General features: G+C 67.6%; 13 protein-coding genes. 5 read left to right on the forward strand and 8 right to left on the reverse strand.

Annotated features, from left to right (window positions below):
• From WB508_RS00180 to WB508_RS00195, 4 genes are all read right to left on the reverse strand, one after another.
• Positions 1-1,904: UPF0182 family protein (locus tag WB508_RS00180; protein ID WP_423842845.1), on the reverse strand; the 1,904-nt coding region annotated here is incomplete at its 3' end.
• Positions 1,905-1,975: 71 nt separating this feature from the next.
• Positions 1,976-2,488, reverse strand: coding sequence for a PPA1309 family protein (locus WB508_RS00185; protein ID WP_423842857.1), 513 nt, complete (start codon positions 2,486-2,488; stop codon positions 1,976-1,978).
• Positions 2,488-3,585, reverse strand: a complete 1,098-nt coding sequence (locus tag WB508_RS00190) for a YlbL family protein (RefSeq protein WP_423842846.1) — start codon at positions 3,583-3,585, stop codon at positions 2,488-2,490. Before WB508_RS00190 ends, WB508_RS00185 begins: the two co-directional genes overlap by 1 nt.
• Before the next feature lie 49 nt (positions 3,586-3,634).
• Complete coding sequence (locus tag WB508_RS00195) at positions 3,635-4,048, reverse strand: molybdenum cofactor biosynthesis protein MoaE (protein WP_423842847.1); 414 nt, start codon at positions 4,046-4,048, stop codon at positions 3,635-3,637.
• A gap of 39 nt (positions 4,049-4,087) precedes the next feature.
• Between WB508_RS00195 and WB508_RS00200 the strand changes: the two genes are divergently transcribed.
• Together WB508_RS00200 and WB508_RS00205 are read left to right on the forward strand one after the other, a co-directional pair.
• Positions 4,088-5,365, forward strand: a complete 1,278-nt coding sequence (locus WB508_RS00200; protein WP_423842848.1) for a zinc-dependent metalloprotease — start codon at positions 4,088-4,090, stop codon at positions 5,363-5,365.
• On the forward strand, positions 5,362-5,928 hold the full coding sequence (locus WB508_RS00205; protein ID WP_423842849.1) for an NUDIX hydrolase: 567 nt from the start codon (positions 5,362-5,364) through the stop codon (positions 5,926-5,928). Before WB508_RS00200 ends, WB508_RS00205 begins: the two co-directional genes overlap by 4 nt.
• Here WB508_RS00205 and WB508_RS00210 read toward each other — a convergent pair.
• The 3 genes from WB508_RS00210 to WB508_RS00220 are packed head-to-tail and all read right to left on the reverse strand — an operon-like array spanning position 5,882 to position 7,792.
• Positions 5,882-6,463: a maleylpyruvate isomerase family mycothiol-dependent enzyme gene (locus tag WB508_RS00210; RefSeq protein ID WP_423842850.1), complete on the reverse strand. Its 582-nt coding sequence runs from the start codon at positions 6,461-6,463 to the stop codon at positions 5,882-5,884. The two genes, WB508_RS00205 and WB508_RS00210, sit on opposite strands and share 47 nt — an antisense overlap.
• Positions 6,456-7,256: an ArsR/SmtB family transcription factor gene (locus tag WB508_RS00215; RefSeq protein ID WP_423842851.1), complete on the reverse strand. Its 801-nt coding sequence runs from the start codon at positions 7,254-7,256 to the stop codon at positions 6,456-6,458. Before WB508_RS00215 ends, WB508_RS00210 begins: the two co-directional genes overlap by 8 nt.
• A gap of 44 nt (positions 7,257-7,300) precedes the next feature.
• Entirely contained in the window at positions 7,301-7,792 is a 492-nt protein-coding gene (locus WB508_RS00220; RefSeq protein WP_423842852.1) for a M48 family metallopeptidase, read from the reverse strand.
• A 212-nt stretch (positions 7,793-8,004) separates the two neighbouring features.
• On the opposite strand from WB508_RS00220, the gene WB508_RS00225 reads away from it, so the two are divergent.
• The 3 genes from WB508_RS00225 to WB508_RS00235 all read left to right on the forward strand — a co-directional run bounded on the left by WB508_RS00225 (position 8,005) and on the right by WB508_RS00235 (position 10,549).
• Positions 8,005-8,163, forward strand: coding sequence for a DUF5679 domain-containing protein (locus WB508_RS00225; RefSeq protein WP_423842853.1), 159 nt, complete (start codon positions 8,005-8,007; stop codon positions 8,161-8,163).
• A gap of 133 nt (positions 8,164-8,296) precedes the next feature.
• Positions 8,297-9,163, forward strand: coding sequence for a hypothetical protein (locus WB508_RS00230; RefSeq protein ID WP_423842854.1), 867 nt, complete (start codon positions 8,297-8,299; stop codon positions 9,161-9,163).
• Positions 9,164-9,190: 27 nt separating this feature from the next.
• Entirely contained in the window at positions 9,191-10,549 is a 1,359-nt protein-coding gene (locus WB508_RS00235) for an ABC1 kinase family protein (RefSeq protein ID WP_423842855.1), read from the forward strand.
• A gap of 4 nt (positions 10,550-10,553) precedes the next feature.
• On the opposite strand, the gene WB508_RS00240 is transcribed toward WB508_RS00235, so the two are convergent.
• Positions 10,554-11,140: 3'-5' exonuclease (locus WB508_RS00240; protein ID WP_423842856.1), on the reverse strand; the 587-nt coding region annotated here is incomplete at its 5' end.

Here is an 11,140-nt window from a genome sequence, read left to right on the forward strand (position 1 = left end):
GCCGTGGCCCGGTCACGGGTCAGGGTGTCGGCGGTTGCCTCGCGCAGCGAGCGGTGCTCGGAGTACGGGTAGGCGTTGCTGGTCGTGTAGCCGTCGACGATCCAGACGACACGACCCTCGACCACCGCCGGGTAGGGGTCACCGTCGACGGTCAACCACGGGGCGACCTTCTCGACGCGGTCCCGCGGGTGCCGGTCGTACAGGATCTTGGACTCAGAATTCACGCGGTTCGACAAGACGATGTTGGGCTCAGCGAACTTGAAGGCGTACAGCGCCTTGTTGAACAACGAGCCGACCGGGACTCCGCCATCGCCGTCATAGATGTTGGCGTTGGCATTGGCCGGGGTGTCCTCGTCGGCGGAGTCGGACGTGGCGCCGCCGCGCGGGATGTCGACCTCGATCGGGGGCGAGCCTTCCTCGCGGCCCACGATCGAGTAGTCCGGCGAGTTCTCACCAAAGTAGATGCGCGGCGGCGTGGTGATGTCCAGCTCGCCGACCGGCGGAATGTCCTTCTCGACCCACACCGGCTCGCCCTGCGGGCCACGCTGGTTGCCGCGAGCGGCGATGACGCCGTAGCCGTGGGTGTAGACGGTGTGATCGTTCGCCCAGTTGCGCTGACTGTCCGGCAGCCCTGCCAGGTCGACCTCGCGGGCGGCGATGATGATGTCCTGGGGGGTCTCGTCGTCGCCGATCTTGTAGCGGTCGACGTCCAGGGTGGCAGGCACGGTGTAGTAACCACGCACCTGCTGGAGTTGCTGGAAGGCGTCCGAGATCAGCGTCGGGTCGAGCAGTCGGCTGCTGACCCGCGACTCGGCCGACTTGGTCAGCTCGTCGGGCGTCAGCGTGGTCTTGGCGGTGTACGGCCGTGACGTCGCATCCGAGACACCGTACGCATCGCGGGTCGCCTCGATGTTGCGGGCGATGTACGGGGCCTCCTTGTCCGGCTCCGACGGCTTGACCTGGAAGCCCTGCATGACGGCGGGCCAGATGCCGCCAATCAGCACCGAGGTGAGCGCCAGCATGCCCAGACCCATGGCGGGCAGCACCCACGAACGCACGAACACCGCGGCGAAGAACAGCAGCGCACACACCAGCGCGACGCCGATGAGGATGTTCTTGCTGGGAATGCGCGCGTTGGCGTCGGTGTAGGTGACACCGTCGACCAGGCCAGATGAACCGATCATCAGGCCAAAGCGATCGAGGTAGTACGAGATCGCGCGGGTCAAGATGGCCAGACCCACGAGGATCGAGACGTGGATCTGCGCCGGCCGGGTGAACTTGGGTCCACGGCCAGCCATCCGCACGCCGCCGTAGACGTAGTGCACGAACACCACAGCCAGCACGGCGAGAGCGATCATCGCGAAGCTGTAGGACGTCAGGAATCGGAACCACGGGTAGTCGAAGATGTAGAAACCGAGATCCTTGTTGAACTGGGCGTCCTTCTCCCCGAATGACGTGCCGTTGCGCCACAGCTTGTAGGTGTCCCAGCGGCTGGCGGCCACAGAGCCCGCGAACGCGGCCAACAACAGGCCGGCGATGATCAGCACCGGCTTGCCGATCGGCGTCAGGGCCGTGCGGTAGCGGACGGCCGGATCGTCGCGACGCATTGAGGGGTTGTCCGGACGCAGCCGGTACGCCAGGTAGACATTGGCGACCACGAAGGTTCCGAACAACAGCCCGAGCACGAGGAACAGGGTGATCCGGGCAAACAGCACCGTCTGGAACACGTCGCTGAAACCGACTGAACGGAACCACAGGCGATCTGACCAGATGCTGGTGAAGATCGAACCAAGGAACAGCAGCACTGCCAGGGTGATCAGGGTGGGGACCAGCACCCGACGCCCCGACTCACCGCTGGGCTGGCGCGGCTGTTGCTGGCGAGCATTGCCGAAGATGTCGCTCACGTGTCTCCTGCTTCGTCGACCCGCAGTTGCCTCGGGAGAATGACTCCGACTCTATGGCACCCGGCCAACCGTCACGGCTGCAAGGTCTGGCGGAGCTGGGCCAGCAGGCCTGGTACGAGGTCGGGACCCTCCAGCAGCTCGACGGCATCACCGTCGGCCGTGCGACCCCGAACTGCGGAATGAACCGCTCCCCCACGAGTGACGGCAGCAACCAGGCGCACCTCGCGCCGGTCAGGATGTTGGGCAGCCGCGGCCGCCATTGCGTCCGGATCGTCGGGCAGCTCTTCCTCGGCCTCGGCTGGCAGCATCAATCGCTCGACCACGACGGCGCATCCGATGACCGTGTCGGGCCAGCCGATCTCGGTGAGCAGCTCCTCCAGCTCGCGGCCGTCGACCGGCAGCTCCTGCTCGATGGAGGTGAACCCACCTGGTGACGCCTCTACTTGCGCTGCCAGCTCCGGCTCGCGCGCGATGAGGTCGACCGTCGGCACCAACGCGAACAGCCGGGCCGGCTGGTCCCAGCCGTCGGCGGCTACGTGCGCTTCGACCTCGAGAGCCGCTCGGCGCACCGGCGAATCAGGCATCAGCTGCACGACGGCACCTTCGCATTCGGATCCTCGGCCAGTAATTCGAGGGCATCGATCGCACCCTCCAGCGTTGCCACCCGCACCAGGCGAAGATCTTTGGTGTCACCATCCATCGCCTCGTCGCAATTTGCTTCGGGCACCAGGAAGATCGTGGCCCCCGCGGCGGCGGCCCCGGCGATCTTCTGCTGGATGCCACCGATCGACCCCACGACACCCTCGGCGCTGATCTCTCCCGTACCCGCGATCTTGCGGCCACCCGTCAGCGATCCGGGAGTCAGCCGGTCGTAGATGGCCAAGGCGAACATGGCGCCTGCGCTCGGTCCCCCCACTTCGCGGCCGACGTTGTTGTCGATGGTGATCGGGAAGTCGTACGTCGTGCCGAGGGTGATGCCGATGCGGGGGACCGTCGGATCGGAGCGATCGGCCTTGGTGATCACGTCCACGGTGCGCTCGGTCGAGCCGCGTGTGATGGCCAGCGACACGCTCTCACCTGGGTCTCGGACGCTCACCGCCTCCACCGCCGCCGCGGAGGAGTCGACCGCTGTTCCGTCGACGGCGCGGATCAGATCACCTGCCTTCAGCACATCTGCTGCGGCACCGTCCTTGGCCACCTCGGCCACCTCGGGCAGTCCGGGGACGACGTAGCCGGCAGCCCGCAGAGCGGCGACCCGCGAGGAATCCTTCGACCCGTCCAGCTGGGCGGCCGCAACGGCCTGCGAGTTGGCCGCCGTGCTGCCGTCGGGGTAGACGAGATTTCTGGGCACGACCGCTACGTCACGGTCGAAGTAAGCCTGCATCGCGTCGGTGAGACTGACGCGGCCGTCAGCCCGGGTGACCGACACCGTGGTGAAGTCGAGTTCGCCGGAGGTGGGGTAGGTCGTGACGTCTGAGCCGAAGGTGAACATGGGCTGGTCGCCGAAGTCGCCGAGCGTGTCGTAGGCCGGTCCGGGCTTCAAGGTCACGTACGGCACGGGCAGCAGCAACGCCACGCTGAACAGCACGATCAGGCTGAGTGCCGCGGTGAGGCGCAGGACATAGGTTCGACTCAGACCCATGGGGTCCGCATCGTTCGAGAACTCGTCGGCGTCGGACACGTGGCGATCCTAGTGAACGCTGCCGAATGGGCCGGGGGGACGCCTCTTTTCAGAGCCAAGCCTGGTCGCCCGAGGCGAAGGTCTGCTGCTTCCACACCGGCACCTCGAGCTTGAGCTCATCGATCAAGCGTCGGCAGGCCGAGAATGCCGCGGGGCGATGCCCAGCGGACGCCCCCACGACGACGGCGATGTCTCCGACGGCCAGGTCACCGATGCGGTGAGTTGCGGCCAGCGCGACCACGTCCTCCTCCGTACCGATTCGTTCGGCCACGTCACGCAGCCGATCCAGCGCCGTCGGGTGGGACGAATAGCTGAGGTCGCTGACCGGGTCGCCGCCGTCGTGATCGCGGACCGTGCCGATGAACAGGCAGGTGCCACCGGAGGAAGAGTCCGACACGGCGTGGTAGACCTCGTCGAGGCTCAGCGGGGCGTCCCGGATGTCGAGGAGGCGAACGATCGGCATGATCGCCCCATCGTAGGCCCTGGTCGCTAGGCTGGCCGTATGGCCGAGCACGACGACGATCAGCCGAAGAACCCGTTCGAAGGCACCCCCTTCGAGCAGATGTTCAGCGCGCTCGGGGGTGGCCAGATCGACATGAACCAGATCATGAGCCAGGTGCAGCAGATGTTCACGCCGCACGAGGGCAGCGTCGACTTCGGCGCGGCCAAGGACGTTGCCCGGCAGACGCTATCTGCAGCCGGGCCCGACCCGTCGCCCACCTCCGCCCAGCAGGGGGCTGTCTCCGATGCGGTTCGACTGGCCGAGAGCTGGCTGGACAAGGCCACCGACATCCCTCCCGGCGCCACCACCTCGGCCGCATGGAGTCGGGCCGAGTGGGTCGAGTCCACGTCAGAGACCTGGAATCTGTTGGTCGAACCGATCGCGGCCCACGTGGTGAAGGCCATGTCCGACGCACTCCCTGACGAGGCCCGGGCGATGGCCGGACCCCTGATGGGCCTGCTGACGCAGGCCGGCGGAGCCATGTTCGGCCAGCAGATCGGCCGGGCACTTGGTGAGCTTGCCGGCGAAGTCGTGTCGGTCACCGACATCGGCATTCCGCTCGGACCTCGCGGTGTTGCCGCCGTTCTGCCGGCCAACATCGCCGCGTTCGGCGAGGGACTGGAGCAAAACGAGGCCGACGTCCTGCTGTACGTCGTGCTGCGCGAGTGCGCCCACCAGCGTTTGTTCAGCCACTCCCCGTGGCTGCGATCATCCCTCGTCACCGCCATCGAGGAGTTCGGCCGCGGCACCCGCATCGACGTCGCGGGCATCGAGTCAAAGCTTCACCAGATCGACCCCATGCAGCCTGACCAGATCCAGGAAGCGATGAACAGCGGCTTGTTCGAGCCCGAGCGCACCCCCGAGCAGCAAACGGCGCTCGACCGCCTCGAGACGCTGCTTGCCTTCGTGGAGGGTTGGGTCGACGAGGTCGTCACGCAGGCCACCCAGGACACCATGCCGGCCGCGGTCCCCCTCGCCGAGGCCATGCGCCGACGTCGGGCGGCCGGCGGGCCCGCCGAACAGACCTTCGCGTCGCTCGTCGGCCTCGAGCTTCGGCCTCGACGACTGCGCGAGGCGTCCACTCTGTGGGCAGCCCTGCGCGACCGGCGTGGCACCGAGGCCCGGGACAAGCCGTGGACCCACCCCGACCTGATGCCTACCGCTGCAGATCTCGACGATCCACTCGCCTTCTCCTACGACGAGCCCGCCGATGCCGACGACGACTTCGACGCAGAGCTCGGCCGGCTTCTCGACGGCCCCGACGACACCCGGGCGTGACCCTGGACCTCCACGCCGATGCCACCCAGGCGTTGGCGGCGTGGGCCGCGCCTGACGACCAGCAGGAGCGGCTGCGCGTCCAGTACCTCGCGCACCTCGCCGAGCATCCGACGGCGATGCACCGCGAGTGCCACCCTGACCACCTCACCGCAAGTGCTGTCGTGATCGCCGGCGACGGTGAGCGAGTGGTCCTGACCAAGCACCGCAAGGCCGGACTCTGGCTGCAAACCGGCGGGCACTGCGAGCCGGACGACGTCACTCTCGCTGGCGCCGCCCTGCGCGAGGCCCAGGAAGAGTCCGGCATCGCCGGACTCGAGATCGACCCCGTGCCGCTCCTGCTGTCGAGACACGAGGTGCCGTTCTGCGGACCAGTGCAGCCCGCCTTCCACCTCGACGTCCAGTTCATGGCCGTGGCGCCCGATGGAGCCGAGCCCGTCATCAGCGTGGAGTCCGACGAGCTGCGGTGGTGCTCGGCCGACGACCCGCCCGAGCCCACGGATCAGGACGTCCGCGACCTCATCGCTGCTGCCAGACGACGCCTCGAGGTGAACGGGTCCGCGTGACCCACCCCGGGTCACGCCCGAGGAAGGCGGCAAGCCGATCACTTGCCGAGGCATCCGCGCCGACCTGGACGATCGGACCGAAGAACGCTGCCCGGGCCTCGTCGTCGACGAGCCGCTGCGCCAACCCGAGCACGTCGGCGGCGTGATCGAGCGGAAGGCCTGGCCGACCCGTCGCGGTGTCCAGATCCCAGGCGTGCGCCGACAGCTCGATGCTGCCACCGAGCGCAACCTCCGTGGTCGACCTTGCCTCGGCGTCGTCTGCTGGCGACTGGGCGACCACCGCGACCAGATGCACCACATGTGCGCGGGCCACCGCTACCGGGCCGGTCGCCGACCCTGGCTGGGCTGGTGATCCGTTGCCGCGAGACACGAGCTCGTCGGCCGCTTCGGCGACGTGGAGGACGAGGTCACGGACGCTCCACTTCGGGCACGGGGTGGGGCTCTCCAAAACCGACTCCTCGACCGCGGACAGCGAATCCAGCAGGCACGAGGCCGAACGCTCCAGCAGGGCGCGCGCGTCGCTTGAGTCATGCATCGGCGCTCTCCCCCTTCGTCATGTGCTCCCACAGCGAGGGCGGCAGCACCTCGCCGGTCTCGAGCATCGACTTGAGGTTCGCCACCACAGCCGGCCATCCCTTCGAGATTCCGGCGTACATGCCGGCATCTGGCACGTTCTCGTGCGTGACCGTGAGTCGGACCAACGCGTCGTGCGCGTCGATGTCGAACGTAACGACCGACGGACCACCCGGGGGTTGCTCGCCGTCCGGGCCGGAGAAGGTGATCGCGAGCCGTCGGGGCCGATTGCTCTCAATCACCGATCCGACGATGTCCGGGCCACCGCCGTCCAGCGGCAGATGCTCCCACGCGGATCCGGGTACCCAGTCCGAGACGTTGCGGTGATTCCAGTACTGCGCAGTCAGGTCGGCGTCGGTCAGCGCCTCCCACACCTGAGCGGCTGTCGCGCGGATGTAGGTGACGTGGACATAGGTCGGGATCGTGCTGCTCTCGCTCATGGCGATCTCCTCTGCGTGACGCTTGACGACGCTGAGCGCAGTCAAGCGAGGGCGGTCGAACGCTGAGATCCAGCGCTCCTGCATCTCGTGGATGGGGGTCAGGTTGAGCATGTGGACTCGCTCTCGCCCCCTCCTCACGACCGACACGAGGTTGGCCGCAGCCAGGATGTCCAGGTGCTGCGTCACGGACTGGCGCGTCATAATCAGGCGCTCGCACAGCTCGCCCAGAGTCTGTCCGTCCTGCTCGCGCAGTCGGTCCAGCAGCTCGCGGCGGGTGCCGTCAGCCAACGCCTTGAACACCTGATCGGTCGTCATGCCTTCATTATGCAGGTATTTGCCTGCATGACAACAGCGAGCTTCTACCGCTGCTGCCAGACGACGCCTTCGAGAAAGCCCTTGGCCCGCTCGGCATGGGGAAAATCGCTGAGCAGCGCCCAGAACCGCTTGCTGTGATTGGCCTCGATCAGATGCGCCAGCTCGTGCAGCAGCACGTAGTCGACGACGTCCTCGGGCATGCCCTGCAGGCGGTGCGACAACCGGATGCTGCCGTCGACGCTGGTGCACGAGCCCCACCGACTGTTCTGGTTGGTGACCCATCGCACCGAGGTCGGTACCGCCCGCCCGCCGAGCCAGCGGGCGGACAACTCATGCGCGCGCTGCACGAGCGCGTCGTCCGACGGGGCCCTCCGACGCTCGCGACGGTCGAGCCGCGCGACCAGGTCACGCACGTGCTCAGCTTCCTGCGCCCGCGTGAGATGGGCGGGCACCAAGACGATGGTCTTGTCGCCCTCGCGGTAGGCGCGCACCGTTCGCTTGCGTCGGGTGCTGCGTCGGATCTCGACCTCGGACATGTCAGCAGCCTACGGAGCGTTAGCTTTTCCACATCGCGCACGGCAATTCCCACATCTTGTCCCCAAACTTATCCACAACGGTGGAAAACAGGGTGCGACATTGTGTCGCTCAGTTGACCGCTCATTGCCGCGTTTTCACGCTCAGCACGCGTAGGCTTCAGCGTGACAGGCACCACACCCAGCCTGTGATCGATCGGCAAGGAGGCCGGAAGATGGCGGAAACATGGAGTGGCGAGTTCTACTGCGTCAAGTGCAAGGAAAAGCGCGAGGCGACTGGTGAAGTTCACGTCAGCGACAAGGGCACGAAGATGGCCAAGGGCATCTGCCCGGTCTGCAGCACCAAGCTGAACCGAATCCTCGGCAAGGCCTGACCCTCCCTTCTTCCCCAACACCTTCGAACGGGGACCCGACCATGTCGGGTCCCCGTTCGCTTGCCCGTGAACATCTCTGCAGCACTGTGGACGGACCAGGCCGCCGGATCGGTCGACCAGCCACAGTGACGCCATGGCCTCCCGTCGACCCATGTTGCGCCCCGGCGCGAGCGTGTTGCGGCGCGATGCCAGCCACCTGCAGGTCGGCACCTCCCCCGGTGTCGTGGTCTCCGACCGACCTGGTCTGCACCGCCTGTTGCTGGCGATCGACGGAGTGCACGGGCCCGACTGGCTGGCCGCACAGATTCCCGAGCTGGCCGACGACATGCCGGTCCTGCTGGAGCACCTCGCGGCGGTGGGCGTGGTGCTGGATGGCGCTCACTGCGACGGGCGTCGACCCGAGGAGGCGCGCCATCTGGCGCTGACCGAGCGCGACCCGGCCGATGCGCGTCTCCGGCACCGGTTGCAGGTCTCCCTGCACGCCGATCCGGGTACCCGCCAGCTCCTGGATGCGGCGGGCCACGTCCTGGAAGAGGCCGGCGTGCAGCGGAGCACGAACGACGACGCCGACGTGCTGGTGATCGCCTCGACCGGCGAGCCCGCACGCGGTCCATTCGTTCAGGCCGTACAACGTCGAATCCCCCACCTGACGGTGCGGCTGGATGAGGCGGTCGTACGGATCGGCCCGTTCGTGGTTCCCGGCACCTCGGCGTGCCTGGGCTGCGAAGACCTGCACCGCATCGACTGGGACCCGGCCTGGGCAGCTTTGCTGCCACAGTTCGGCCACCGCGCGGCCCAGCACAATCTCCCGGCTCCCGGCGCCGTGCTGCGGCACGTGGCAGCGGCTGAGATCGCTGCCGGGATCGTTGCCGTGGCCGATCGCCAGCGGCCCATGCATGCAGGGGTCATGGTGACGGTCGGACCAGGCTTGGGAGTGCGCCACGTGCGGCCCGTCGAGTTCCACCACCGCTGTCCGTGCGCGCTCTTGCCGCGAGCGTGATCAGGGGTGCAGGACTATTCTGAGGATGTGGCCGACTCAGACGACACAGAGCGTCGAGAGGGCCGTTCGCTCAGTGGCAGCGCGTTCTCCCGCACTGCCCGACTGGCCTCGCTGCCGGTCGGCTTCGCCGGCCGCACGACGCTCGGCCTCGGCAAGCGCATCGTGGGCACGCCAGCCAATGTCGTCCTCAGTGAGGTGCAGCGGCGCACCGCCGATCAGATCTTCTCGGTCCTTGGGCAGCTCAAGGGCGGGGCGATGAAGTTTGGCCAGGCCATGAGCATCTTCGAGGTCGCGCTGCCCGAGGAGCTCATCGGGCCATATCGCGAGACCCTCACGCGGCTGCAGGACGCCGCGCCGCCGATGCCCCCGAGCGTGGTGCACCGGGTCATGATCGCGGAGCTCGGCGAGCACTGGCGCGACTACTTCCAGACGTTCGACGACGTTCCGGCGGCGGCAGCGTCGATCGGGCAGGTGCACCGCGCGACCTGGTCCGACGGTCGAGACGTGGCGGTCAAGCTGCAGTATCCCGGTGCGGCGAAGGCGCTGATGGCCGACCTGCGGCAGATCTCCCGTCTGTCGCGGATGTTCGGCGTGCTCGTGCCCGGACTCGACATCAAGCCCCTGATCAAGGAGCTGCAGGACCGGGTGGCCGAAGAGCTGGACTACGGACTCGAGGCCCAGGCCAACGCCGCGTTCTTCGCGGCGTTCATCGACGATCCAGAGATCGTGATCCCTGAGCCGGTGCACCACACCGAGCGGCTGCTGGTGGCCACCTGGCTGGAGTCACCCCACTCCCTGGCCCACGTGATCGCCGAGGGAACGCAAGCCGAGCGCGATCACTACGGCGAGATCTACGGCCGCTTCATGTTCGCCGGCCCGCAGCGCGCCGGAATGCTGCACGCAGACCCGCACCCCGGAAACTTCCGCATCATGCCTGACGGCCGCATTGGGGTGCTCGACTTCGGCGCCGTGGCCCGGCTTCCCGATGGGCTGCCGGACGACATGGGTCGATTGATCCGGCTGAGCGTCGACGGCCAATTCGGCGATGTTCGGGTCGGGCTGGTCGAGCTGGGCTTCCTGCGGGCCGGCACGAAGCTCGATGCCGAGTCAGTGGGTCGCTACTTCGGTCCATTCGTCGAACCAGCCGAGCACGAGACCTTCACCTTCAGCCGTGAATGGATGCGCGGCCAGATGACGCGGGTCAGCGCTCCCAATGCCGAGGGCATGGGCACCGCCCTGCAGTTCAACCTTCCGCCGGACTACATGCTGATCCACCGGGTCTGGATCGGCGGCATGGGCGTGCTGTGTCAGCTCGGCGCGACAGCACCCTTCCGCCAGATCCTCATCGACTCGATGCCTGGTTTCGCCAGCACCGAGGGGCGCTAGGACGTCAATCGGCGGAGGCGACCAGCTCCAGCACGGGCTCGGCGTAGCGCTCGAGCTTGGCCGGTCCCACGCCGGGCACGTGACCGAGGGCCTCGACATCGGCTGGCTTCATCTCCGCGATCGACTGCAGCGTCGCATCGGTGAACACGACGTATGCGGGCTTGCCGATGTCGCTGGCCTCTCGGGTGCGCCAAGCGCGCAGATCTTCGTACAGCCCCTCGTCGTAGGTGGACGGGCAGTCATCGCACCGGCCACGCTGGCGGTCGATGACGGCCAGCACCTGGTTGCAGACTCGGCACTTGGCGACCTTGCGCTGCCGAGGCTGCTTGGCGGTCTGGCGCGAGGAGTGACCAGCAGGTAGCAGCGAATCGAGAAAACGGGTGGGGCCCCGGTTGCCGCGTCCGCCGAGCCGCCGAGCCGCGGCCCACGACACCATCAAGGTGTGCCTGGCCCGGGTGACGGCGACGTAGAACAGCCGGCGCTCCTCTTCGATCTCGGCCGGCGTCTGCGCGAACGGGCTGGGCACGGTGCCCTCCTGCATGCCGACGCAGAACACGGCGTCCCACTCCAGCCCCTTGGCCGAGTGGACGG

This window comes from Aeromicrobium sp., from assembly GCF_049586495.1.
Classification (GTDB): domain Bacteria; phylum Actinomycetota; class Actinomycetes; order Propionibacteriales; family Nocardioidaceae; genus Aeromicrobium.

Bases quoted from the DNA above. Each gene is read 5' to 3' on its own strand.
- WB508_RS00185 (WP_423842857.1), bottom strand. From the start codon at position 2,488: ATGCCTGATTCGCCGGTGCGCCGAGCGGCTCTCGAGGTCGAAGCGCAC.
- WB508_RS00195 (WP_423842847.1), bottom strand. From the start codon at position 4,048: ATGCCGATCGTTCGCCTCCTCGACATCCGGGACGCCCCGCTGAGCCTC.
- WB508_RS00200 (WP_423842848.1), top strand. From the start codon at position 4,088: ATGGCCGAGCACGACGACGATCAGCCGAAGAACCCGTTCGAAGGCACC.
- WB508_RS00210 (WP_423842850.1), bottom strand. From the start codon at position 6,463: ATGCATGACTCAAGCGACGCGCGCGCCCTGCTGGAGCGTTCGGCCTCG.
- WB508_RS00215 (WP_423842851.1), bottom strand. From the start codon at position 7,256: ATGACGACCGATCAGGTGTTCAAGGCGTTGGCTGACGGCACCCGCCGC.
- WB508_RS00220 (WP_423842852.1), bottom strand. From the start codon at position 7,792: ATGTCCGAGGTCGAGATCCGACGCAGCACCCGACGCAAGCGAACGGTG.
- WB508_RS00225 (WP_423842853.1), top strand. From the start codon at position 8,005: ATGGCGGAAACATGGAGTGGCGAGTTCTACTGCGTCAAGTGCAAGGAA.
- WB508_RS00230 (WP_423842854.1), top strand. From the start codon at position 8,297: ATGGCCTCCCGTCGACCCATGTTGCGCCCCGGCGCGAGCGTGTTGCGG.